This is a genomic window from Anaerotignum lactatifermentans (assembly GCF_016902535.1).
GTDB classification, from domain to species: Bacteria; Bacillota; Clostridia; order Lachnospirales; family Anaerotignaceae; genus Anaerotignum; species Anaerotignum lactatifermentans_A.
On the sequence record NZ_JACSNY010000005.1, the window covers coordinates 37976 to 61486 of the forward strand.

The following is a 23511-nucleotide window of genomic DNA, read 5'->3' on the forward strand; positions in this document are numbered from 1 at the left end:
AAGAAGAGATAAGGAGGCAAAACGTTCATGAAAGCATTACAGTTAAAACCTGATTTTTACTGGACCGGCGTCCTGGATAAGGACCTGCGGGTATTTGACATCATTATGATGACGGAATTTGGTACGTCCTACAATTCCTATCTACTCAAATGCGGCGACCAGACCGTATTGTTCGAGACAGCCAAGGAAAAATTCTTTGACGACTATCTGGAAACATTGTCCCAGATTACGGAAGTATCCTCCATCGACTATATCGTTGTGGATCATACGGAGCCGGACCATGTGGGCAGCATCAAAAAAATTCTGGATATCTGCCCCAGAGCCAAAATCGTGGCTACACCTGTTGCCATCGGCTTCCTGAAGCAGATTGTCAACGGCGATTTTTACAGCATCGCCGTAAAGGATGGCGACGAACTGCGCATCGGGAACAAAACATTGCAGTTCAGAGTATTCCCTAATCTGCACTGGCCCGATACTATGTATACTTATATCGTAGAGGACAAGGTTCTGGTAACCTGTGACTCCTTCGGTTCCCATTATGCCCATGAAGGCATCCTGCGCAGCACTGTGACTGACACGGAAGGCTATCTGCGGGCGACAAAATACTATTTCGACAATATTCTGGGGCCCTTCAAACGTCCTTACATGACAAACGCTTTGGCGGCGGTCAGAGAGATGGATGTGGATATGATCTGCCCCGGCCATGGCCCCGTTCTGGACAGCCATCTGGACGAGCTGATGGAGATTTATGATAAATGGTGTGAGGTACCGGCAAATCCCCGGAAAAAAGTGGTAATCCCTTATGTGAGCGCTTATGGCTACACAGGTCAGCTGGCGGAGCAGATCGCGCAGGGCATCCGGGACAATGACGATATTGAAGTAAAACTGTACGATATGGTGACGGCGGATCAGGCGGAGGTTCTGGGCGAGATCGCTGCCGCCGATGGTATCCTCTTCGGTACACCTACCATTCTGGGCGAAGCGCTGAAGCCCATCTGGGACCTGACAACACTGATGTTCCCGCCGGTTCATGGCGGTAAGCTGGCCAGCGCTTTCGGCAGCTACGGCTGGAGCGGCGAGGGTGTGCCCCATATCATCGAGCGTCTGAAGCAGATCCGTCTGCGTGTGGTAGATGGTTTCCGTGTTCGTCTGAGACCTTCGGAAAATGAATTGATGGACGCTTATGATTTCGGCTATCGTTTCGCGGATACCCTGCTGCAGAAAGAGCCTAAGGCAAAGAGCGCAAGAAGCGGTCTGGTAAAATGTCTGGTTTGCGGCGAAATCTTCGATTCCTCCATGGAGAACTGCCCTGTCTGCGGCGTAGGCAAGGAAAACTTTGTGCCTGTGGATCTGGATGAGATCACTTACCACTGCGATACGCTGGAGAAATTCGTGGTACTGGGCGGCGGCACAGCGGCATTAAACGCGGCAAAGGCCATCCGGGAAAGAAACAATACCGCCAGCATCATCATGGTTTCCGAGGAAAAGGAACTGCCTTATGACAGACCTATGCTGACAAAGAATATGTTCGGCGCGGTCAGCGGCGACGCCATTGCCAGCAAGGATGCCGTATGGTATGAGGAAAACTGCATTGATCTGCGCCTGAATACCAAAGTAACGGCTCTGGATCTGGGCAGAAAAGAAGTGCGTCTGGCAGACGGCAGCGTACTGCCTTATGATAAATGTGTTTACGCACTGGGTTCTTACAGCTTTATCCCGCCCATCCCCGGCGCGTCTTTGGAAGGCGTGACACCGGTACGTACCATCTCTGACGTGGAAAAGATCAATCAGATGGTACAGGGCGCGAAGCATGCCGTAGTCATCGGCGGCGGCGTACTGGGTCTGGAAAGCGCATGGGAACTGAGAAAAGAAAAACTGGAAGTAACGGTACTGGAAGGCGCGCCTGCGCTGCTGGCCGGGAAACTGGACGGTACCGGCGCTGAAATGCTGACAAAGATCGCCGAGAAAAATGGCGTGAAGATCCTCACCGGCGTGAAAATCGCGGAAATCACCGGCAACGGCAAAGCGGACGGCGTTCTGCTGGGCGACGGCACCAAGATCCCCGCGGATCTGGTCATCATGTCCACCGGTGTCCGGGCAAACAAGGAATTGGCGGAAGACGCGGGTCTGCTGACCAACCGGGCGGTTATGGTCAGCGATCAGATGCAGACCAGCGACAGCTGTGTATTTGCCGGCGGCGACTGTGCCGAGTTCAACGGCGTCAACGCGGCGATCTGGCCTGTGGCTTCTGAAATGGGACGGATTGCCGGAGCTAACGCGGCGGGCGATTCTCTGCCTTATGTCCCTCAGACACAGGGCATGACGCTGGCGGCGCTGAATACCATGGTATTCGCCATGGGCGATGTAGGCACCAAAGCAGACGCTACCTATAAAACACTGGAAATCCGCGACGACAGACGGATGACACTGGAGAAGTACTACTTCCTGAATAATGCCCTTTGCGGTGTGATCCTTCTGGGGGATACTTCTAAGATGGCGGAGATGACAGAGGCGATCCTGCAAAAGAAAGCTTTTGGACAGATCTTCGGTTGATCCTTCTTCTAATACGGCGCAAAGCCAAAGACACCCCCTGTCTTTTGACAGGGGGTGTCTTTTTATGGTTTTCTAAGATGTTATGGAAAGTCAGGCTGCCAGAGAAGCGGCCGCCTCTTTTTGCTCCTGTATTTTCCGGTTGAGCTTTCGCATTTCCGGCACGATGAAGAGGGCAACGATGCAGGCGGAGCCAATATCGGCGCAGGGACCGGCATACAGCAGGCCATCCAGTCCAAATTTCAGCGGCAGCAGCAGAAGCAGCGGAATCAGCAGCAGCAGCTGGCGCAGCATGGACAGAAGGGAGGCCTTCAAGGGCTGGCCTGTGGCCTGGAAGTAGTTGGTAGAAACGATCTGGAACCCGGCGCAGAAGATGCCGCCCAGATAGATCCGCAGACAGCGGACGCCAAAATCCGTAAAGGTCTGGTTTTCGTCCCCAAAGAGACTCAGTACCAGATGGGGCATGGTCTGACAGATGAGCCAGCCCAGGAAAATGGAGACGGTGGCGATGGTCACTGCCATCAGATACGCCTGACGCACACGGGGATATTTCCTTGCCCCCAGATTAAAGCCCAGAATCGGCTGGGCACCGATACCAAAGCCGATACAGAAGGACGCCAGGATCATGGCAATCTTCATGACGATACCCATGGCGCTGAGGGCCACATCCCCGGTGATTTCCGATTGGTTGCCGTAGTGTACCAGGGAGTTGTTCATGACCACCTGCATGATGCAGGCCACCAGAGAGGTAATGCCGGAGGAAATGCCCAGAGTAAAGATTTTGTACCATACTCTGCCTACGGGCTTGAAATAGATCTTGTGAAAGCGCATATTCCCTTTTTTCAGGAAATAGTAGGACAAAACCACCGTAGAAACAAACTGGGAGGTGATGGTAGCCAAAGCGGCGCCCTTTACGCCCCAGTGCAGTACGAAAATATAAATGGGGTCCAGTACTGTATTCAGTGCCGCCCCGATCAAAATGCCGTACATGGACATTCGGGGATGACCATCGGTACGGGCCATATTGGACAGGGAAATGCTCACCAGACTGAAGGGAACCCCCAGCAGTACAATGGAGGTGTAGTCCACAGCGTAGGGCATGGTGGATTCCGTGGCGCCGAACAACGTCAGGATCGGCCGCAGGAAAATCAGTCCCACAGCCGCCAGAAGCACCCCAAGGCCAATGGCGATGATCAGCAGGTTATTCAGCGTCAGCAGTGCCTCCCGTTTTCTGCCTTCGCCCAGACGCAGAGCGGCGTAAGCGCTGCCGCCGGAGCCAATGAGGGTGGCGAAGGCCATGATAATGGTCATCAGAGGGAAGGCGATGGTAGTGGCGGCGTTGCCCAGATATCCCACACCCTGACCGATAAAGATCTGGTCGACGATATTGTAAACGGAATTGACCAGACAGGAAATGATGGCAGGGATGGAAAAAGAAAGCAGCAGTCCTCTGATGGGCTTTACCCCCAAGGGATTTTCAGCGGATTTTACTACTGTTTTTGCGTTCATTCCGATTCCTCCTCATCCAGATAATTCTTCGCGTTCTGTACCATTTTCGCCATGAGATCTTCCAGCAGGAGGCACTCCTCATCGCTCATGCCTGCTGTCAGGGCCTGGTTCCATTTTTCCTTGGCCTCCAGCAGCCGGTGAATAATGGGCATGGCGGCCTCCGTCACGGAAAGCCGGCGGCAGCGGCGGTCCTTTTCATCGGGGACTACCCGGATATAACCGGCCTCTTCCAGCTTCTGGACGCCCCGACTGACGGTGCCTTTATCAAAAAATCCCATTTGCGCTAAAGCGTAAAGGGAAATGCCGTCGTTTTCATAAATCCGCAGCAAAAAGAAATACTGCCCGCTGCCAATGGGAAAATCGTGGAGGCAGTGGGTGTAGATACGGTTGGCATAGCGGCTGATGGCGGAAGCGTGAATGGTATAGCGCATTCCTTTTTTCTCCATAAAATATGTTCAAACCTTTCCTTGCGAATTGTTGCGTCTGCAACTAAAAACAGTATACAAAAAAACAGTTGCGTCCGCAACTGTTTTTTCTGTGGTTTTATGATTTTTTCTCAGTGCTTTCCCAGAAAGAAGGAATATCCAGCCCCAGAGCCCGCAGCCGCAGATGCAGCTCCGTCAAAGGCAGGCCTACTACATTGAAGAAATCCCCTTCGATGCGGGAAACCAGCAGAGCGCCTTTTCCCTGTATGCCATAGGCCCCCGCTTTATCAAAGGGCTCGCCGGTGGCGATATAGGCGAGGATTTCTTTTTCCGTCAGAGAACGGAAGGTAACCCGGGTCCCTGCTACAAAGGAGTGTGGGATCGGTGCTTTTCCCGGCAGGACTTCCGCCAGACAAACACCCGTATAGACCATATGGGTATGGCCCGAAAGCCGGGAGAGTGTAGCAAAGGCGGCGTCTTTGTCCGCCGGCTTATGGAGAAGTTCTCCGTCATAGGCCACAATGGTATCCGCCCCGATGATGACGGCCGGTCCCGCCAGTCCCTCCGCTGCCGAAAGAGCTTTGGCTTCCGCCGTTTTCATGGCCTTTTCCGCCGGAGCCGCGCCGGCAAGACCGGCCTCCAATGCCCGTTCATCTACCATGCTTTCCCGGAGAGAGAAGGGGACTTCCAGCATGGAAAGCAGTTCCCGCCGTCTGGGAGAAGCGGACGCAAGTATCAGCTGCATAGAAAACAGTCCTTTCCTGTAAAATGCTTTTGTTTTATTGTACGAAAAGAAGATGGAGTTTGCAAGGAAAAGACCTTGACGAGTCCCAAAGAAGTGATATAATAGTCGAGGTTTTTGCAAAAAAGGGGGAGAAATATTTTATGGCAAAAAAGGAAAAAATATTTACACTGCCGGTCATCGGCTTGATTTTACTGAGTTTTGCCCTGGGTACCAGCGAGTTTATCGTGGTGGGCATTCTGCCGGATATTTCCGGGGGACTGGGGGTTTCTCTGACAACGGCGGGCAGTCTGGTGTCCGTATTTGCTTTTGTTTACGCCGTGGGAACACCGTTTACGGCGGCGCTGGCGGGCCGGTTTTCCCGATTTGGCCTGATTACCGTATTGACGGTGTTGTTTATTCTGGGGAATCTGTTCTGTGCTTTGGCGCCGACCTATGGTATGCTGACAGCGGCCCGAATCCTGTTGGCGGTGGTTTCCGGGACGCTGATTTCCGTCTCCATGACCTTTGTGCCGGATGTTTCCTCTTTGGAGCATCGGGCGACGGTGGTTTCCTGGGTTTTTGCCGGATTTAGTCTGGCCTCCATCTTTGGCGTGCCCATGGGCACCACAGTCAGTCATCTTCTGGGGTGGCGGGCGGCCTTTGGGCTCATTACCCTTTGCAGTGCGGCGGTGCTAGTGATTCTGGTGGTTTCTCTGCCCAGAGCCCAGCAGAAGGTGCCCTCCGGTCTGGTGCAGCAGTTTGTCCTCCTGGGGGACGGGCGGATTCTGCTGGGGATTTTTACGGTATTTTTCGGTGCGTCGTCGGCCTATGTGCTGTATACGTATTTGACGCCGGTTTTTGAGGAGCTCATCGGGGTGCCTGCTTCGCTCATCAGTCCGGTACTGCTGCTGTTTGGGGTCATGGTCTTTTTCAGTAATCTGATTTCCGGCAAGATGGCACAGCGGAGAGGGATTTATAAGCTGCGGTTTTCTTTTCTGGTAATGGCCGCGGCTATGTTTGTACTGCCTTTGACTTTGAAGGCGGCTCCTTTGGCGCTGGCGGTGATTTTTGTGATCGGGCTGGTGATGTATCTGCAAAACTCGCCCATTCAGGTGAATATCCTGAATATTGCCACAAGGGAATATCCCGGCGCCATTACGCTGGCGGCTTCCGCCAACTCTTTTTCCTATAATTTCGGGATCGCCTTTGGTTCTGTCTGCGGCAGTCTGATGGTGGACCGGCTGGATATGAGGCTGCTGGGGCTGGGCGGCGGTGTGCTGGCCCTCTGCGCTCTGGTTTGCGCCCTGCTTCTCCATGGGAAAATAGGAGAAGCCTGATAAAACAAAAAAGTGATTCCCGGATTTGCCGGAAATCACTTTTTTTTCTATGGAAACTTATTTCTAAAAGAGGGAGCGTATCAATAATTTTTCGCCAGGATCTGGAAATATGCCTTCGGATGTTCGCATACGGGACATACTTCAGGCGCCTGTTTGCCTACATGGATGTGGCCGCAGTTGCTGCACTGCCAGATCATATCGCCGTCTCTGGAGAATACCAGACCGCCTTCTACATTTGCCAGCAGCTGACGATAGCGTTCTTCATGGTGTTTTTCGATTTCACCTACGGCCTCGAAAAGGTAAGCGATGCGGTCAAAGCCTTCTTCTCTCGCTTCCTTGGCGAAGGTAGCGTACATGTCTGTCCATTCGTAGTTTTCGCCCTGAGCCGCGTCCAGCAGGTTTTCCGCTGTGGAAGGAACGCCGCCGTCATGGAGCAGTTTGAACCAGATTTTCGCATGTTCTTTTTCGTTGTTGGCTGTTTCTGTAAACAGTGCGGCAATCTGTTCATAGCCTTCCTTTTTCGCCTTGCTTGCGTAATAGGTGTATTTATTTCTTGCTTCGGATTCCCCTGCGAAAGCGGTGCGCAGGTTCGCTTCTGTTCTTGTACCCTTCAATTCTTTCATTACGATGACCTCCTTTGGAATTAGATTGAATCTTTATTAGATAATAATAATTATCATTTATTTGAGATTAGTATACCAGATTACAGAAAAAAGTCAATAGGTTTTCTAAAAAAAAAACAGATAAATTTTTCCACTTCCTTTCAAAAAAGAACATACGGAAAGCAGCCTCCCCTTAAGAAAACAATTCCGATCAAAATTGAATTGCCGGAATCCGCTTTATTGCAAGGATTCCGGCAATATTTGCTTTCTTATGAAGATGTCCCAGAAGCTGGCTTACGAAAAAGCGCGGATTCTTTGTAAAAAAGGAATTTTCATAAAACAGAAACGCTGGAATCCTTGGCCTATCTCAAGGATTCCAGCGTTATGGCTTTTTTCAGGAAGATATGTTAGATTTTTTTAAAAACAGACAGCGGTTACTGAGGGTCTGCCATCAGTTTTACCAGAATTGCTTTCTGGGCATGGAGACGGTTTTCCGCTTCGTCAAAGATTTCGTCAGCGTGTGCCTCAAAGACATCGGCGGTGATTTCCTCGCCTCTGTGGGCGGGCAGACAGTGCTGTACCATACAGCCTTCGTTGGTAACGGCCATCAGTTCCGCGTTTACCTGGAAGCCTTTGAATGCGGCTTCTCTGATCTTCTGCTCGCTTTCCTGGCCCATGGATGCCCATACGTCAGTCAGGACAACATCCGCGCCCTTAGCCGCTTCCATAGGGTCATCTGTCATCAGGAATTTGTCGCCATAGGGTGCGGCGAAGTCCAGTACGTCTTTATGAGGCTGATAATCCTTGGGGCAGGCAATCGCTACGGACATGCCTACTTTCAGGCCGCCGACGATCAGGGAGTTGGCCATGTTGTTGCCGTCGCCGATGTAGCACATTTTCAGGCCTTCCAGTTTGCCTTTGTGTTCCCGGATGGTCTGCAGGTCCGCCATAACCTGGCAGGGGTGGCAGAAGTCGGTGAGGCCGTTGATGATGGGGATAGAGCCGTATTTTGCCAGAGTTTCCACTTCTTCCTGCTCAAAGGTACGGATCATGATGCCGTCCAGATAGCGGGACAGAACTCTTGCGGTATCCTCTGTGGGCTCGCCGCGGCCGATCTGCGCGTCCTTGGAGCTGATAAACAGAGCGTGGCCGCCCAGCTGATACATGCCGGTTTCAAAGGATACACGGGTACGGGTAGAGGATTTCTCAAAGATCATACCCAGTGTTTTGCCTTTGAGGATATGGTGCTCAATGCCCTGTTTCTTCTGTGTTTTCAAATGATCCGCCAGATCCAGCAGTTCCAGGATCTCTTCTGTGGTCAGATCCAAAAGTTTCAGAAAATGTTTCATATGCGTTCCCCTTTCTTTCTTACAGTGCGTTCAGTGTTTCTTCCAGTATGGCAAGGCCCTGGTCCATTTCTTCCTTTGTAATGGTCAAAGGCGGCAGCAGACGGATCTTCTCCTTGGCGGAGAGTACCAGCAGACCTTTTTCCAGCAATGTATGGATGACAGGCTTGGCTTCCGTATCCAGCAGGATGCCCAGCATCATGCCCAGTCCTGTGACATTCTGTACATGGGGCATGTTAGCGATTTTTTCCTTCAGGTAAGCGCCTTTTTCCGCAACGCTCTGCAAAAAGGCGTCGTCCATGGTTTGCAGGATATGTACGGCCCCGGCGCAGACTACAGGGTTCCCGCCGAAGGTGGAGCCGTGATCCCCGGCGCCAAAGACTGTTTCTGTCTTTTCGCCGAAGAGTACCGCGCCGATGGGCAGGCCGCCGCCCAGACCCTTGGCGCAGGAAACCAGATCCGGCTGGATATCAAACTGCTGATAGCTGAACAGAGTGCCTGTTCTGCCCATACCGGTCTGTACCTCGTCTACAATCAGCAGGATGTCTTTTTCCTGGCAAGCCTTTGCCACTGCCTGAACGTATTCCTTGTCCAGAGGCACTACGCCGCCTTCTCCCTGTATTGTTTCCAGCATCAGGGCGCAGACATCCGGCGTCATTTTTGCCAGTGTGTCTTCCAGATCATTGGCCTTCGCGAAGGCAAAGCCTTCTACAAAGGGGAAGAAGTAATTATGGTAGGCGTCCTGGCCTGTGGCGGACAGCGCCGCCATGGTACGCCCATGGAAGGAGTTTTTCAGGGCCAGAATGGTGTTTCTGCCTTCTCCGTATTTTTCAAAACTGTATTTTCTTGCGGCTTTGATAACGCCTTCATTGGCCTCGGCGCCGCTGTTGCCGAAGAATACCTTTTTCATGCCGCTTTTTTCGCAGAGCAACTTCGCTGTCTGGATGCAGGGCTCTGTATAGTACAGGTTGGAAGTATGCTGCAAGCTGGCAAGCTGCGCGCCTACGGCCTGTACCCAGCCATCGTCGCAGAAGCCCAGGGCGTTTACGCCGATGCCGCTGGTAAAGTCGATGTATGTTTTTCCTGTGTCATCCTGTACCTGCGCGCCCTTGCCCTTTGTCAGCAGCAGGGGAAAGCGTCCGTAGGAGTGGATGATGTAATTGGAATCCAGTTCTTTTGCCTGTTGAAAGTCCATGGGTTTTTCCCTCCTTTTTTGTTAATCGGGCAGGAACATGGTGCCGATGCCTTCGTCGGAGAACATTTCGATGAGAATGGAATGTTCGATTCGGCCGTCGATCATCACGGCTTTTTTCACCCCGGCCCGGACTGCGGATTCGCAGCTTTTTACCTTGGGGATCATGCCGCCGCTGATGATGCCTTCGGATACCAGTTCCTGTACTTCGCTGACGTGTACGGTAGAGATGAGGGAGTCCTCATCCTCCAGATCCCGCATGAGCCCGCGAATGTCTGTCAGTGTAATGATATTTTCCGCGTGGAGGGCACCGGCGATTTTCGCCGCCGCCGTATCCGCGTTGATGTTGTAGATATGTCCCTGGCAGTCAGTGCCTACGGTCGCTACCACGGGGATATAGCCGCTGTTGATGGCATTGATGATGGGGGTGGTGTCTACTTTGGTGATCTCGCCCACATAGCCGTAGTCTCCCTCCATTTTTTTGGCCTGGATCATGCAGCCGTCAATGCCGCACAGGCCTACCGCCTTGCCGCCCAGCTGGCCGATGAGGCCTACCAGGTCCTTGTTGGTCTTGCCCGCCAGTACCATCTGTACCACTTCCGCCGTTTCCTCGTCGGTGTAGCGCAGGCCGTTGACGAAGTGGGAAGGGATGTCCAGCCGTTTCAGCATCCCGCTGATCTCCGGGCCGCCGCCATGGATAAGCACTACATTGATGCCTACCAGGGAAAGAAGGATGATGTCGCTCATAACGGCTTTTTTCAGATCCGGATGAACCATGGCGTTGCCGCCGTATTTGACCACGACGGTTTTTCCGTAGTATTTCTGAATGTAAGGCAGGGCCGCTGTCAGGACCGTTGCCTTCATGGTATTGATGTCTTTCATTTGTAGGTTACCTCCATCATGTGCGGTAGTCGCCGTTGATCTTTACATAGTCATAGGTCAGGTCGCAGCCCCATGCGGTAGCTTCGCCGTCGCCTTGTTTCATATCCACGTCAATATGGATTTCTTCCTGCAAAAGGATTTCTTTGGCCTTGTCTTCGTCGAAGGCAACGCCGGCGCCTTTTTCGCAGACCAGAATCTCACCCTTGGGGGAGGAAATGGTAACGGTAATGGTGTCTACGGCGAAATCTCCTTCCGTATAGCCAATGGCGCAGAGGATACGTCCCCAGTTGGCGTCAGCGCCGAACATAGCCGCCTTGGTCAGGTTGGAAGTGATGATGGATTTGGCGATGGCCTTTGCCAGCTTCGTATCGGGGGCATGGTGTACGGAACATTCCACCAGCTTGGTAGCGCCTTCCCCGTCGCCGGCGATCTTTTTGGACATGGAAATGCAGATTTCCTTGACTACGGCCACAAAAGCGTCAAAGTCCGCGCCTTCCTTGTCAATGACGGGATTTTCCGCCATACCGTTGGCCATGATGGAGACCATGTCGTTGGTGGAGGTGTCCCCGTCTACGCTGACCATGTTAAAGCTGTCGTCTACGGCCAGCTTCAGGGCCTTCTGGAGCATAGGCGCTGTGATGGCGCAGTCTGTGGACAAAAAGCCCAGCATGGTAGCCATATTGGGATGGATCATACCGCTGCCTTTGGCCATGGCGCCGATGGTAACGGTTTTGCCTCCGATCTGTGTCTCATAAGCCTCTTCCTTGGGCTTGGTGTCTGTGGTCATGATGGCTTCCACGGCATCACTGTGGCCTTCCTTGGACAGCAGGGGAGCCAGCTGGGGAATACCTGCTGCGATGGGCTCGATATTCAGTGTCATGCCGATGACGCCGGTGGAGGCAACGATGATGTCCTTGGGAGAGAGTCCCAGTGCCTTTGCTGTCATCTCACACATCATTTCCGCTTTTTCCACGCCGTCGGCGTTGCAGGTATTGGCGTTGCCGCTGTTGCAGATCATGGCCTGGGCTGTGCCGTCGGCGATATTGGCCCGGGTTACGGTAATCGGCGCGCCGTATACCTTATTCTGGGTATAGACTGCCGCCGCCTGGCAGGGGACTTCGCTGTACAGCAGTGCCAGGTCTTTTTTTGTCTGGTTATTCCGAATGCCGCAGTGGATGCCCGCCGCCGTAAAGCCTTTGGGAGCGGTCACACCGCCTGTGATCTTCTGCATTTTCCTCATCCTTTCTTTTTATCTATCTATCTCTGTCAAATCAGGCCCTTTGTCTCCGGCAGCCCCAGAACCAGGTTCATGTTCTGTACGGCCGCGCCGGAAGCGCCTTTTCCTAAATTGTCAAATACACTGATGAGGGTCATTCTTTCGTCATTTCCCTCAATATACAGTTTCAGCTTATTGGTGTCCCGAATCTCATTGGCCGCCAGAAAGCCTTTGTCCGTATCTTCCACGGAAATGAGAGGGTGGCCTTTATAATGGTCTTTCAGCAGCGCCGTCAGTTCCGCCTTGGTCACCTTTTTCTGGAACAGGTGGGTGTGCAGGGGAATGCAGGTAGCCATGCCGCTGTAAAAATCACAGACAATGGGCATGAATACCGGCGGCTGTGAAATACCGGTGACATACTGCATTTCCGGCAGGTGCTTATGGCTCTGGGAAAGGCCGTACTGTCTGGGACTGTCAAATTCATAGGAGCGTTCCGGCTCTTCGTATTCCGCGATCATGGCTTTGCCGCCGCCGCTGTATCCTGTCAGGCTGTGGGCCGTAAAGGGATAATCCGGGGATACGATGCCATGGGCCACCAGCGGATAAACCGCCGCGATAAAGCCGGTGGCGTGGCAGCCGGGGTTAGCGATGCGCTTGGAGTGGAGGATGGCCTCTCTATGGGCCGGGGACAGCTCCGGAAAACCGTAGGTCCAGCCGGGGGCCGTTCTGTGGGCGGTGCTGGCATCAATGATGCAGGTGTTGGGATTTTCCACCAGCGTCACCGCTTCTTTTGCCGCCGCGTCGGGCAGGCAGAGGAATACCACATCCGCCAGATTCATGAGCCGTTTTCGTTCCGCCTCGTCTTTTCTTTTTTCCTCGGAGATCAGCAGCAGCTCTACGCCATCGTGCCCCTCCAGTTTCTGTCTTAACTGTAAGCCGGTGGTGCCGGCCTGACCGTCGATATATACCTTATATTTCATATGGAACCCCCATTTCCGCAACATAGGATATGTATTATTATAAAGGATATAACAGAAAAGTCAATGCGGATGCGCATATTTATACACATTCGGAGGAATGGCAGGGTTTGACGAAAATGAAAGGAAATTTTTGGGCAATATCCCTAAAGACTATGGATGGACAGATGTTTTTCGGAAAAACATTGGATAAAAAAGGAAGAGATGGAAGGGATTTTCGCGGTATATTCCGGAGGAAATAGGGAATATCTGAATAATATACATTTATTTATGGGGTTATACATTGTATACAAGGTATAGGAAAAACGGAAAAGGACCGGAAGGCAGTGAAGCCCTCGGTCCTTTGTTGGAATCTGTATTTTTTAGAATTCCGCGTTCTTTACGGTTCTGGGATAAGGCAGTACATCACGGATGTTGCTCATACCGGTCAGATACATAACCGCACGCTCGAAGCCCAGGCCGTAGCCGGAGTGTCTGGTGCCGCCGTATTTGCGCAGATCCAGATACCACCAGTAGTCCTCTTTTTTCAGACCCAGCTCGTCCATACGTTTTTCCAGCATATCCAGACGTTCCTCTCTCTGGCTGCCGCCGATGATTTCGCCGACGCCGGGAACCAGCAGGTCCATAGCGGCAACGGTCTTGTTGTCATCATTCATACGCATATAGAAGGCCTTGATATCCTTGGGATAATCTGTAACGAAGACAGGTTTTTTGAAGATTTCCTCTGTCAGATAGCGTTCATGCTCTGTCTGCAAATCAATGCCCCATTCCACAGGGTATTCGAATTTCTTGCCGGATTTGATGAGCAGATCAACGGCCTCTGTGTAGGTGACACGGCCGAATTCGTTGTTCAGGATGTTATGGAGTCTGTCCAGCAGGCCCTTGTCCACGAAGCTGTTGAAGAATTCCATTTCTTCCGGCGCGTTGTCCAGAACGTACTGGATGATGTATTTCAGCATTTCCTCAGCGATCTCCATGTTGTCTTCCAGATCAGCGAAAGCCATTTCCGGCTCGATCATCCAGAACTCCGCCGCGTGACGGGCGGTATTGGAGTTTTCCGCACGGAAGGTGGGGCCGAAGGTGTAAACATTCCGGAAAGCCATGGCAAAGGTTTCCGCGGAAAGCTGGCCGCTGACGGTCAGATTGGTTTCCTTGCCGAAGAAGTCCTTGGAAAAGTCTACGGTGCCGTCTTCTTTTTTGGGCAGGTTGTTCAGATCCAGTGTGGTGACACGGAACATTTCCCCAGCGCCCTCACAGTCACTGCCGGTGATGATGGGGGTGTGGGCATATACAAAGCCCTTCTCCTGGAAGAACTGATGGATGGCGTAAGCGATGAGGCTGCGTACCCGGAAGGTAGCGGAGAACATATTGGTTCTGGGACGCAGATAAGCGATCTGGCGCAGGAATTCCACACTGTGACGCTTTTTCTGCAGAGGGTAGTCGGGAGTGGAGGTGCCTTCCACGGCGATCTCCTGTGCCTTTACCTCAAAGGGCTGTTTTGCTTCCGGTGTTTCCACCAGAAGACCCTTGACGATGATGGCCGCGCCTACGCCCAGCTTTGTAATTTCTGTGTAGTTGGGCAGGCTGTCCGCCTCAAAAACGATCTGGATGTTCTTGAAGAAAGAACCATCGTTCAGTTCGATAAAGCCGAAGTTTTTGGATACCCGCATGGTGCGGACCCAGCCGCCCAGGGTAACCTCTTTATTGGCATAGTCCGCCGTCTGGCGGTAAATTGATTTTACGGTGTTTAAATCCACTGTGATCTCTCCTTTAATTACCGATTGTCGCAAATGCACTTGTGTCTTATTTTAGCCCTCTTTTGACAAAAAGACAACCTTATTTTAAGACTTTTCCCGAAGAAAGGACAAAAAGGCGCCATAGCCTTCCTTTTCCATGTCTTTTTCCGGGATAAAGCGCAGGGAGGCGCTGTTGATGCAGTAGCGCAGGCCGCCGGATTCTGTGGGGCCGTCGTTGAAGACATGGCCCAGATGGGCGTTGCCTACCCGGCTGCGGATCTCCGTGCGGATCATGTCATGGGAAAGATCGTCGTATTCCGTCACGGCATTGGGGTCCAGGGGCCTGGAAAATGCGGGCCAGCCGCAGGCCGACAGAAATTTGTCCCGGGAAGAGAATAACGGCTCTCCGGAGGTGATATCCACATAAAGGCCCGGCTCCTCTGTCTGCCAGTATTCGTTGAAAAAGGGCGGCTCTGTCTCGTTTTCCTGGGTGACGGCGTACTGGAGGGGCGTCAGCTTTTCCCGCATTTCTGCTTTCGTCATGGCCTTGTAGTCCGCCGGGTCTACACAGCGGGCCTTTTCCCTGGCGATTTTGGCGAAATTGATATGGCAGTAGCCGCCGGGATGCTTCGTCAGGTATTTCTGATGGTATTCCTCCGCTGGCAGAAACTGGAACAAGGGCAGGTGCTCCACCATCACAGGGCGGTCATATTGTTTTTGCAGCTTTTCCAGTGCCTTGGCGGCGATTGCATCCTGAGCGGGGTCTGTAGTGTAGATGCCGGTGCGGTACTGTATGCCCACGTCCGCCCCCTGTCTGCCCAGAGAGGTCGGGTCGATGGTGTAGAAATATTCCTTTAATATTTCTTCCAGCGAAATCTTATCCCGGTCAAAGATCACCTCTACCGTTTCGGCATGTCCGCTGTGGGCGCAGACCTCCTCGTAGGATACACTCTCCCGCCGTTTTTGTTCTATGCCTTCCTTTTTGCCCAGGGCATAGCCCACACGGGTGGAAAGGACGCCGGGAATCTGCTCCATGTATTTTTCCGTGCCCCAGAAGCAGCCGCCGGCCAGATAAATGGTTTCTTGCTCCATTAGTTCACCTCTTTTGTCAGGTCTTTCAGTTCATACAGGTCCGTCCGCCGATGCTTTAATAAAGGCAGCTGTTCCCGGATGGCGTCCTCGCGGGCGAAATCCAGCGCTCCGTAGAGAATGCCTTCTTCTTCCTCCAGCTGTCCCATGACCTCGCCCCAGGGGGTCGTGATGATGGAATGGCCCCAGGAATGGTAGGAAGCCGTCAGATCCCGTGCGGGGGCGCAGCCGGCCATATACACCTGATTGTCCAGAGCCCTTGCCCGGAAGGAAAGCTCCCAGTGGGCCGGGCCGGTGGTCATATTGAAGGCGGCGGGGATAAAGATGACTTTTGCCCCCTCCAGCGCCAGCAGACGGGCCAGCTCCGGGAAACGGATGTCATAGCAGATGCACAGCCCCATTTTTCCCCAGGGGGTATCAAATACCGTGGGGCGGCTGCCTGCCGTCAGTGTTTCCGATTCCATGAATTTCTGGCCGCCGGCGATATTGATATCGAACAGATGAATTTTCCGATGCTTGGCAATGCAGTTTCCGGCTGGGTCGAAAACATAAGAAGTATTGTAGGTTTTGCCGTCTTCGTCCTCCGGTACGGAACCGGCAATGAGATAAACGCCGGCCTCTTTTGCCAGTGCCGCCAGAGACTGGTGGAAGGGGCCGCCTTCTGCTTCGGCGAATTTGGGGAAATTAGGCGTTTCGTAGGGGCAGCAGAACATTTCCGGCAGAGAAACCAGCTCCGCGCCCGCCTGTGCCGCCTCGGCTACCAGCTGGGCGGCGTGGGCCAGATTTTCCTGTGGTGTGGCCCCCACCTTCATTTGAATCAACGCGATTTTCATATCTCCACTTCCTTTCTGAAGGATTCCTCCTGTTTGGGGAAAGTATACCATATTTCCGGGGATTGTGGGAAGAAAAAGCCCTTTTCCTTGAGATTTTTTACAAAGGAAAAACGGCCGCAAAAGAAGATCCCCCAGACGGGAAATGTCTGGGGGATTTCTTGTCCCCGTTTCACTAAATTCGTGGGTGGGAGGGAAACGGGATGTTTTTATACGAAGGAGCGCTCCGCCGTTCTGCACTCGGCGGAAGGCTCTGGGAAATATGCTTTGTTATTTGCCCCGGACGATACGGGAAAGCTGGATCAGGAAGGTAGGCGCGAAGGCCAGACCGATGATCTGCAAAACATTCCTTCCGGTCAGGGCGTTGTCAATATCGAAGAGGCCATGGAGACCGGGCACAAAGAGCACTACCATCAGCAGTACCGTACCAACGGCGAAAGCGCCGATGCTGTACGGGTTGGAGGGCAGACGGAATACGGAGTGTGTGCCCCGGCAGTTGAAGCCGTGGAACAGACGGGCCAGACACAGGGTAGCGAAGGCCATGGTGCAGGCCATACCGTCATTGACTGCCAGCCCCAGATAGAAGGCTGCCATGGAGGCTGCCCCGATGAGCAGGCCCTGTACGCCCAGATTCCGCAGGAAATCCCCTGTAAGGATGCCCTCTTTGGGGCTTCTGGGTTTCTGGTCCAGCAGGTCACCGGTGGGCTGTTCCATATTGACCGCCAAAGCGGGCAGACTGTCTGTCAGCAGATTGATGAACAGCAGCTGTACCGCCGTAAAGGGCAGGGGCAGCCCCATCAGGGATGTGAATACGACCACCAGTATGCCCGCCAGATTGCCGGAGAGCAAAAACTGGATGGAGTTTTTGATATTGGTATATACGTTTCGGCCGTTGGCAACGGCTTTGACGATGGTAGCGAAGTTGTCGTCGGTCAGGATCATGGACGCGGCGTCCTTGGAAACTTCTGTGCCGGTAATGCCCATGGCGATGCCGATGTCCGCCTGTTTCAGGGCGGGGGCGTCGTTGACGCCGTCACCGGTCATGGCCGCCACATAGCCGTTGTCCTGCCATGCCCGGACAATACGGATTTTATGCTCCGGAGATACCCGGGCATAGACGGAAATTTTGGAAACCTCCTGACGAAGTTCCTCGTCTGTCATTTTTTCCAGTTCACTGCCTTCTACGGCCTTGTCGCCTTCCTGCAAAATGCCGATCTTTTTAGCGATGGCGGAGGCGGTGATCTTATGGTCGCCGGTAATCATGACAGGACGGATGCCCGCCCGGCGGCAGTCCGCAACAGCAGGCGCCGATTCCTCTCTGGGAGGGTCCATCATGGCGATCAGACCGGTGAATACCAGTTCCCGTTCGTCCTCCAGCGTCATGGGCCGGTTTTCGGAAAGAACCTTTTTCGCAAAGGCCAGTACACGCAGGCCCTGAGAGGAAAAGGCCCGGTTCTGCTCGATGATCTTCTGGCAGTCGTCCTCTGTCAGTTCCCTAAACTGTCCGTTTTCTTCGATATGGGTACAGCGTTTCAGCAGTACATCCGGCGCGCCTTTGGTCAGCATTTCATGTCTGCCGTTTCGAAAATGCAGGGTAGACATGAGTTTTCGGTCGGAGTCGAAGGGGATCTCCTGCAAACGGGGGAACTCATCCCGGATCTTTCTCTCGTTTCTGTCAATTCTGCGGCAGAAGGTCAGCAGCGCCGTTTCTGTGGGGTCACCGATGGCGGCATCGTCGCTGATGACGCCGTCGTTGCAGAGTACGCTTTCCGCCACAAGGCTTTCCACGGCGGCGCAGTCCTCCGCCGCCTCCGCTGTGGACCATACTCTGCCGCCGGTATAGCACTGCTGTACGGTCATGCGGTTCTGGGTCAAAGTACCGGTCTTATCGGAACAGATGACAGAGACACAGCCCAGACCTTCCACGGCCCGCAGGTTTTTGATGATGGCGTTTTCTCTGGCCATTTTCTGGGTACCGATGGCAAGGCCGATGGTCACGATGGAGCTGAGGGCCTCGGGAATGGCCGCTACCGCCAGCGCCACGGCAAACATCAAAGCGTCCGCCAGCCCCATATCCCGCCATACGCTCAGACCGAATACGATGGCACAGATCACAATGATAATAACGGAGAGTTTTTTGGAGAAATCATCCAGACTCCGCTGCAAGGGCGTTGTTTTTTCCTGAGCGGATTCCATCAGATCGGCAATTTTGCCGATCTCTGTCTGCATCCCTGTGCCGGTAACCAGCACTACCGCGCGGCCGTAAGACACCAGAGAGCTGCTGTATACCATATTCAAACGGTCCCCCAGAGGCAGCTCCTCCTGGTCGATGGCCTCGTCTGTTTTGTTTACGTTTTCCGACTCGCCGGTGAGGGCGCTTTCATTGACCTGCAAAGAATAATTGCGCAGCACACGGCCGTCTGCCGCCGTTACGTCCCCCGCTTCCAGCAGCAGGATATCGCCGGGCACCAGCTCTGCCGCCGGTACCTCCATCCGCTGGCCGTCCCGGATGACACGGGCGTTGGGCGCCGCCATGGCCTTCAGGCTGTCCAGGGATTTCTGGGCCTTGAAATGCTGCACCGTCCCCAGAATGGCGTTCATGACCAGCACCACCAGAATAACAATGGTGCCCTCCAGTCCGCCGGTCAGTGCGGAAATGACGGCGGCGATAATCAGGATTACCACCAGCAGATCGGCGAACTGTTCCGCGAATACCTGCAGGACGCCTTTTCGCTTCTGCTCCTGTAATTTGTTATAGCCGTATTGTTCCAGACGGCGCTTGGCCTCTGCCTGGGTCAGGCCGTCCATGGTCGTCTCGTACTCCCGCAGGATCTCCTTCTGCGGCATTTTCCATAATTGTGTCATATGCAAAACTCCCTTCCTGGTCCGTGCAATAAAAAAAGACTTTTATTGCACCCACTACACCTGTGATGCAATAAAAGTCTTGCTTCCTGTAAAAAATATACTGTCTTGTGACAGCTTATCTTTTTCCCGACAGCGCCCGGGTCCAAAGACCGAGATGACGAACGCTGACAATGCGGATGCCGCATAAGCTACTCCCTTTTATTTATGATGAGTGTATCATACTTCTTTTAAAAAAGCAAGAAGATTTTTTTTATTTTTAATTTTCCCGTTTTTGCCTGATTTTATCCCTTTTCGCGGCCATTTTGTTTTCTTCTCCATACAAAAAACAAAAAAAGGACTTGTTTTTTTCTTAACAATAGACTATGATAAGAAAGACAACAGCATAGAAAAGATCTTCAGGGCAGGGTGAGATTCCCGATCGGCGGTAAAGTCCGCGAGCGCATGGCGCAGGATTTGGTGAAATTCCAAAACCGACAGTATAGTCTGGATGGAAGAAGATAACGGCAGTACGGAAAAACCGTCCTGTCCTCTTGTGTATGAAAAAAGAAGGTGGAATGTGCCTGTTTCTTTTGCGTACACACTTTTTCACGAGCACAAACGCCCTGAATGGACCAAAAGTCCTTCAGGGTTATTTTTTTTGGAAAGGATGTGGAATACATGGATCATCAGGATATGATGCGCCGGGCCATAGAACTGGCGAAAAACGGCACAGGCGCCGTAGACCCCAACCCGCTGGTGGGCGCCGTCATCGTAAAGGACGGCCGGATCATCGGCGAGGGCTATCATGCCCGCTACGGCGGACTCCACGCGGAGCGCAACGCCCTGGCTTCCTGCAAAGAATCTCCCATGGGCGCCACCCTGTACGTTACCCTGGAGCCCTGTTGTCACTACGGAAAAACGCCGCCCTGTACGGAGGCCATTCTGGAAGCGGGGATTCAGACGGTCTATATCGGTTCCCGGGACCCGAACCCGAAGGTAGCGGGCAAGGGCGCCGCCATCCTGCGGCAGGCCGGGATCAATGTCATTGAGGACTTCCTCCGGGAGGAATGTGACACCCTTAATGCACCCTTCTTTTATTACATCACCAGACAGCGGCCCTATGTAGCCATGAAATACGCCATGACGGCAGACGGAAAGATCGCTACCGAAACGGGGGCCTCTCAGTGGATCACCAACGAGGAAAGCCGCCGTCATGTGCATCTGCTGCGGCGGAAATATCAGGGCATCATGGCGGGCATCGGCACCGTACTGGCCGACGATCCTATGCTCAGCTGTCGGCTGGGAGACGGGGGCAGAAATCCTGTCCGCGTCATCTGCGACAGTCGCCTGCGCATCCCCCTGGAAAGCAAGCTGGTGCAGTCGGCAAAAGAGATCCCGCTTTTTATCGCCACCTGTGCCAAAGATGCCGAGAAAAAGGCGGCGCTGGAGGAAAAAGGGGTGCTGGTCTTTGTATTCGAGGGCCAAAAGATCCCTCTGCCTGAATTGATGGACAAACTGGGCGAATTGAAAATCGGCAGTATTCTGCTGGAAGGCGGCGGCGAACTGAACGCCTCCATGCTGGAAGCGGGACTGGTACAGCGGGTATACGCCTATGTGGGCGCGAAGATCTTCGGCGGAAAAACCGCCAAAACCCCCGTCAGCGGCAGGGGCATTGACCTGCCGGCACAGTCTCCGGCCCTGCGGCTGGCCCAGACAGAAATTTTTGGGGACGACGTGCTTTGTGTGTATGATGTTCTCCCGGAAAAGGAGGCGCAGTAAATGTTTACAGGCATTATTGAGGAAATCGGCACTATCCGCGGCCTTTCCCTGACGAAGGAAGGCGGTGATCTTCAGATCCAGGCCAGCACCGTACTGGAAGGCACCAAGCTGGGAGACAGCATTGCCGTCAACGGTACCTGTCTGACGGTGACAAAGCTGGAAAAAGACGGGTTTACGGCCTTCGTTATGGCGGAGAGCCTGCGCCGCACCAATCTGGGCGAGCTGAAACGGGGCAGCCGGGTTCATCTGGAACGGGCCATGGCGGCGGACGGCAGATTCGGCGGCCATATGGTCAGCGGCCATATTGACGGACGGGGTGTGCTCCTATCCAAGATACCGGAAGGACAGGCCATTCTTCTTTCCATCGGCGCCGATGAGGAAATTCTCTCCGGCATTGTGGAAAAAGGCTCCATTGCCATTGACGGCACCAGTCTGACGGTTATTGACGTAGACAAGGACCATTTCCGGGTGGGCATTATCCCCCATACCGGCGGACATACCACCATACTGGACCGGCCGGTAGGCTATGCGTTCAATCTGGAAACAGACGTCATTGGAAAATATGTCCAGAGCTTTTTGAAAAAAACGGAGGCCGCTCCCAAAAAATCCACATTGACGCTGGATTTTCTGCGGGAGAACGGATTTTGATATCATAGGAGGTTACAGCTATGCGAGAATACAACACCATTGAGGAAGCGTTGGAAGAACTGCGCCAGGGAAGAATGATTCTGGTAACAGACGACCCCGAAAGAGAAAACGAGGGCGACCTGATCTGCGCGGCACAGTTCGCTACCACAGAAAATGTGAATTTTATGGCTACCCATGCCAAAGGACTGATTTGCATGCCCATGGATGAGGAGCTGGGCAAGAAGCTGATGCTGCCTCAGATGGTAACGGAAAATACGGACAACCACTGCACCGCCTTTACCGTATCCATCGACCATGTGGACACCACCACCGGCATTTCCGCCGAGGAACGCGCCCTGACTGCCAGAAAATGTGTGGACGCCGACGCAAAGCCCCAGGATTTCCGTCGCCCCGGACATATGTTCCCTCTTATCGCCCGCAGAGGCGGCGTGTTGACCAGAGAAGGCCATACAGAGGCTACTGTGGATCTGATGCGTCTGGCTGGATTGAAGCCCTGCGGCCTGTGCTGCGAGATCATGGCGGAAAACGGTACCATGATGCGGACAGCGGCCCTGTGGGAATTCGCGGAGAAATATAATCTGAAATTTATCACTATCCACGACCTGCAAAATTACTGCCGCCGTCATGAAAAACACGTAGTGCGGGAGGCAGAAGCAAAAATGCCTACTCGTTTCGGGGAATTCCGCATTTTCGGCTATATCAATGACCTGACGGGCGAGCATCATGTAGCACTGGTAAAAGGTGAGATCGGCGATGGCAAGAATCTGCTTTGCCGTGTCCATTCCGAATGTCTCACCGGCGACGTATTCGGTTCCCGCCGGTGCGACTGCGGCCAGCAGCTGGCAGCGGCCATGGCTCAGATCGAAAAAGAAGGCAGAGGCATCCTGCTGTATATGCGCCAGGAAGGCAGAGGCATCGGCCTCATCAATAAGCTGAAAGCCTACGAATTGCAGGAACGGGGCCGGGATACCGTAGAGGCCAATCTGGAACTGGGCTTTGCCCCCGACCTGCGGGAATACTGGATCGGCGCGCAGATTTTGCAGGATTTGGGCGCGAAAGAACTGCGGCTTTTGACCAATAACCCCACCAAGGTCTACGGTCTGGACGGCTTCGGCGTTTCCATTGTGGAACGGGTGCCCATCGAGATCGAACCCCAGGAGGACGACGAATTCTATTTGCAGACAAAACAGCAGAAAATGGGTCATATTTTCTCCCATCTGCTTTAATCAATAGCACAAACAATTATTTTTGAGGAAATCAAAGGAGGAACATACCATGCAGGTAATGGAAGGATATTTAAGCGGAAAAGGTATGAAGATCGGCATTGTTGCCGCGAGATTTAATGAATTTATCGTCAGCAAGCTCATCGGCGGCGCGGAGGACGCTCTGCTGCGCCACGGCGTAGACGGAGATGACATCACACTGGCCTGGGTGCCCGGGGCGTTCGAGATCCCCACCATCGCTCAGAAAATGGCAAAGAGCGGTAAGTATGACGCCATCCTTTGTCTGGGTGCTGTGATCCGCGGGGCCACCAGCCATTATGACTACGTTTGCAACGAGGTATCCAAAGGCACAGCCCATATCGCCCTGGAAACCGGCGTACCTGTGATGTTCGGTGTACTGACCACAGACACCATTGAACAGGCCATCGAGCGTGCCGGCACAAAAGCGGGCAACAAAGGCTATGACGTGGCCTGCTCCGCTATTGAAATGGTAGACCTGGCAAGAAAGATGTAAGAAAAACACAATCAAAGCGCGGAAACATCCTCCGCGCTTTTCTTTCGCCTGGTTTTCTGGTATAATATCCCCACCAGGAAAGGAGCGA

19 protein-coding genes and 1 riboswitch are annotated in these 23511 nt (G+C 53.3%); of the genes, 6 read left to right on the forward strand and 13 right to left on the reverse strand.

Annotated elements, in window-relative coordinates; genetic code table 11:
- The first annotated feature begins 27 nt into the window (after nucleotides 1–27).
- Nucleotides 28–2553 (forward strand): FAD-dependent oxidoreductase, encoded by a 2526-nt coding sequence (locus H9X84_RS05190; RefSeq protein ID WP_205133372.1) that lies wholly within the window; start codon nucleotides 28–30, stop codon nucleotides 2551–2553.
- A gap of 90 nt (nucleotides 2554–2643) precedes the next feature.
- Here H9X84_RS05190 and H9X84_RS05195 read toward each other — a convergent pair whose 3' ends face one another.
- The 3 genes from H9X84_RS05195 to H9X84_RS05205 form a co-directional block, all read right to left on the reverse strand.
- Nucleotides 2644–4059, reverse strand: coding sequence for an MATE family efflux transporter (locus H9X84_RS05195; RefSeq protein ID WP_205133371.1), 1416 nt, complete (start codon nucleotides 4057–4059; stop codon nucleotides 2644–2646).
- Complete coding sequence (locus H9X84_RS05200) at nucleotides 4056–4490, reverse strand: MarR family winged helix-turn-helix transcriptional regulator (protein ID WP_205133370.1); 435 nt, start codon at nucleotides 4488–4490, stop codon at nucleotides 4056–4058. Before H9X84_RS05200 ends, H9X84_RS05195 begins: the two co-directional genes overlap by 4 nt.
- Before the next feature lie 112 nt (nucleotides 4491–4602).
- Nucleotides 4603–5229 carry a Maf family protein gene (locus H9X84_RS05205; RefSeq protein ID WP_205133369.1) on the reverse strand — a complete coding sequence of 209 codons (627 nt, stop codon included), beginning with the start codon at nucleotides 5227–5229 and terminating at the stop codon, nucleotides 4603–4605.
- Nucleotides 5230–5369: 140 nt separating this feature from the next.
- On the opposite strand from H9X84_RS05205, the gene H9X84_RS05210 reads away from it, so the two are divergent.
- Entirely contained in the window at nucleotides 5370–6545 is a 1176-nt protein-coding gene (locus tag H9X84_RS05210; protein ID WP_205133368.1) for an MFS transporter, read from the forward strand.
- An 80-nt stretch (nucleotides 6546–6625) separates the two neighbouring features.
- Here H9X84_RS05210 and rbr read toward each other — a convergent pair whose 3' ends face one another.
- The 10 genes from rbr to H9X84_RS05260 all read right to left on the reverse strand — a co-directional run bounded on the left by rbr (nucleotide 6626) and on the right by H9X84_RS05260 (nucleotide 19280).
- A complete protein-coding gene (rbr, locus tag H9X84_RS05215; RefSeq protein ID WP_205133367.1) occupies nucleotides 6626–7168 on the reverse strand; it encodes a rubrerythrin in 543 nt (180 codons plus the stop codon).
- Between the two features lie 413 nt (nucleotides 7169–7581).
- The gene (gene argF, locus H9X84_RS05220) at nucleotides 7582–8496 is read right to left on the reverse strand and encodes an ornithine carbamoyltransferase (protein ID WP_205133366.1); all 915 of its coding nucleotides are present in this window, start codon (nucleotides 8494–8496) and stop codon (nucleotides 7582–7584) included.
- Nucleotides 8497–8515: 19 nt separating this feature from the next.
- A complete protein-coding gene (locus H9X84_RS05225) occupies nucleotides 8516–9688 on the reverse strand; it encodes an aspartate aminotransferase family protein (RefSeq protein ID WP_205133365.1) in 1173 nt (390 codons plus the stop codon).
- Between the two features lie 21 nt (nucleotides 9689–9709).
- Nucleotides 9710–10567 (reverse strand): acetylglutamate kinase, encoded by an 858-nt coding sequence (gene argB, locus H9X84_RS05230; RefSeq protein ID WP_205133364.1) that lies wholly within the window; start codon nucleotides 10565–10567, stop codon nucleotides 9710–9712.
- A gap of 16 nt (nucleotides 10568–10583) precedes the next feature.
- Nucleotides 10584–11798, reverse strand: a complete 1215-nt coding sequence (gene argJ, locus H9X84_RS05235) for a bifunctional glutamate N-acetyltransferase/amino-acid acetyltransferase ArgJ (RefSeq protein WP_205133363.1) — start codon at nucleotides 11796–11798, stop codon at nucleotides 10584–10586.
- A gap of 35 nt (nucleotides 11799–11833) precedes the next feature.
- Nucleotides 11834–12763 carry an N-acetyl-gamma-glutamyl-phosphate reductase gene (gene argC, locus H9X84_RS05240; RefSeq protein WP_205133362.1) on the reverse strand — a complete coding sequence of 310 codons (930 nt, stop codon included), beginning with the start codon at nucleotides 12761–12763 and terminating at the stop codon, nucleotides 11834–11836.
- 359 nt (nucleotides 12764–13122) lie between these two features.
- Complete coding sequence (asnS, locus tag H9X84_RS05245; protein ID WP_205133361.1) at nucleotides 13123–14517, reverse strand: asparagine--tRNA ligase; 1395 nt, start codon at nucleotides 14515–14517, stop codon at nucleotides 13123–13125.
- Nucleotides 14518–14601: 84 nt separating this feature from the next.
- Nucleotides 14602–15588, reverse strand: a complete 987-nt coding sequence (gene msrB, locus H9X84_RS05250) for a peptide-methionine (R)-S-oxide reductase MsrB (RefSeq protein ID WP_205133360.1) — start codon at nucleotides 15586–15588, stop codon at nucleotides 14602–14604.
- Nucleotides 15588–16418, reverse strand: coding sequence for a carbon-nitrogen hydrolase family protein (locus H9X84_RS05255; RefSeq protein WP_205133359.1), 831 nt, complete (start codon nucleotides 16416–16418; stop codon nucleotides 15588–15590). The genes msrB and H9X84_RS05255 overlap by 1 nt, the downstream gene beginning before the upstream one ends.
- A gap of 267 nt (nucleotides 16419–16685) precedes the next feature.
- Nucleotides 16686–19280, reverse strand: coding sequence for a cation-translocating P-type ATPase (locus tag H9X84_RS05260; protein WP_205133358.1), 2595 nt, complete (start codon nucleotides 19278–19280; stop codon nucleotides 16686–16688).
- Between the two features lie 387 nt (nucleotides 19281–19667).
- Nucleotides 19668–19783: riboswitch (FMN riboswitch) on the forward strand.
- A gap of 154 nt (nucleotides 19784–19937) precedes the next feature.
- Here H9X84_RS05260 and ribD point away from each other — a divergent pair.
- From ribD to ribE (H9X84_RS05280), 4 genes are read left to right on the forward strand one after another with little or no spacing between them, the layout of a single operon-like run.
- Nucleotides 19938–21038 (forward strand): bifunctional diaminohydroxyphosphoribosylaminopyrimidine deaminase/5-amino-6-(5-phosphoribosylamino)uracil reductase RibD, encoded by a 1101-nt coding sequence (ribD, locus tag H9X84_RS05265; protein ID WP_205133357.1) that lies wholly within the window; start codon nucleotides 19938–19940, stop codon nucleotides 21036–21038.
- Nucleotides 21039–21686, forward strand: coding sequence for a riboflavin synthase (gene ribE / locus H9X84_RS05270; protein ID WP_205133356.1), 648 nt, complete (start codon nucleotides 21039–21041; stop codon nucleotides 21684–21686).
- Between the two features lie 20 nt (nucleotides 21687–21706).
- Nucleotides 21707–22912 carry a bifunctional 3,4-dihydroxy-2-butanone-4-phosphate synthase/GTP cyclohydrolase II gene (locus tag H9X84_RS05275; protein WP_205133355.1) on the forward strand — a complete coding sequence of 402 codons (1206 nt, stop codon included), beginning with the start codon at nucleotides 21707–21709 and terminating at the stop codon, nucleotides 22910–22912.
- Between the two features lie 49 nt (nucleotides 22913–22961).
- A complete protein-coding gene (gene ribE, locus H9X84_RS05280; protein WP_205133354.1) occupies nucleotides 22962–23423 on the forward strand; it encodes a 6,7-dimethyl-8-ribityllumazine synthase in 462 nt (153 codons plus the stop codon).
- Nucleotides 23424–23511 lie beyond the last annotated feature (88 nt).

Excerpts from the sequence above, each read along its gene's own strand:
- H9X84_RS05190 (WP_205133372.1), top strand. The coding sequence starts at position 28 with ATGAAAGCATTACAGTTAAAACCTGATTTTTACTGGACCGGCGTCCTG.
- H9X84_RS05195 (WP_205133371.1), bottom strand. The coding sequence starts at position 4,059 with ATGAACGCAAAAACAGTAGTAAAATCCGCTGAAAATCCCTTGGGGGTA.
- H9X84_RS05200 (WP_205133370.1), bottom strand. The coding sequence starts at position 4,490 with ATGCGCTATACCATTCACGCTTCCGCCATCAGCCGCTATGCCAACCGT.
- H9X84_RS05205 (WP_205133369.1), bottom strand. The coding sequence starts at position 5,229 with ATGCAGCTGATACTTGCGTCCGCTTCTCCCAGACGGCGGGAACTGCTT.
- H9X84_RS05210 (WP_205133368.1), top strand. The coding sequence starts at position 5,370 with ATGGCAAAAAAGGAAAAAATATTTACACTGCCGGTCATCGGCTTGATT.
- rbr (WP_205133367.1), bottom strand. The coding sequence starts at position 7,168 with ATGAAAGAATTGAAGGGTACAAGAACAGAAGCGAACCTGCGCACCGCT.
- argF (WP_205133366.1), bottom strand. The coding sequence starts at position 8,496 with ATGAAACATTTTCTGAAACTTTTGGATCTGACCACAGAAGAGATCCTG.
- H9X84_RS05225 (WP_205133365.1), bottom strand. The coding sequence starts at position 9,688 with ATGGACTTTCAACAGGCAAAAGAACTGGATTCCAATTACATCATCCAC.
- argB (WP_205133364.1), bottom strand. The coding sequence starts at position 10,567 with ATGAAAGACATCAATACCATGAAGGCAACGGTCCTGACAGCGGCCCTG.
- argJ (WP_205133363.1), bottom strand. The coding sequence starts at position 11,798 with ATGCAGAAGATCACAGGCGGTGTGACCGCTCCCAAAGGCTTTACGGCG.
- argC (WP_205133362.1), bottom strand. The coding sequence starts at position 12,763 with ATGAAATATAAGGTATATATCGACGGTCAGGCCGGCACCACCGGCTTA.
- msrB (WP_205133360.1), bottom strand. The coding sequence starts at position 15,588 with ATGGAGCAAGAAACCATTTATCTGGCCGGCGGCTGCTTCTGGGGCACG.
- H9X84_RS05255 (WP_205133359.1), bottom strand. The coding sequence starts at position 16,418 with ATGAAAATCGCGTTGATTCAAATGAAGGTGGGGGCCACACCACAGGAA.
- H9X84_RS05260 (WP_205133358.1), bottom strand. The coding sequence starts at position 19,280 with ATGACACAATTATGGAAAATGCCGCAGAAGGAGATCCTGCGGGAGTAC.
- ribD (WP_205133357.1), top strand. The coding sequence starts at position 19,938 with ATGGATCATCAGGATATGATGCGCCGGGCCATAGAACTGGCGAAAAAC.
- ribE (WP_205133356.1), top strand. The coding sequence starts at position 21,039 with ATGTTTACAGGCATTATTGAGGAAATCGGCACTATCCGCGGCCTTTCC.
- H9X84_RS05275 (WP_205133355.1), top strand. The coding sequence starts at position 21,707 with ATGCGAGAATACAACACCATTGAGGAAGCGTTGGAAGAACTGCGCCAG.
- ribE (WP_205133354.1), top strand. The coding sequence starts at position 22,962 with ATGCAGGTAATGGAAGGATATTTAAGCGGAAAAGGTATGAAGATCGGC.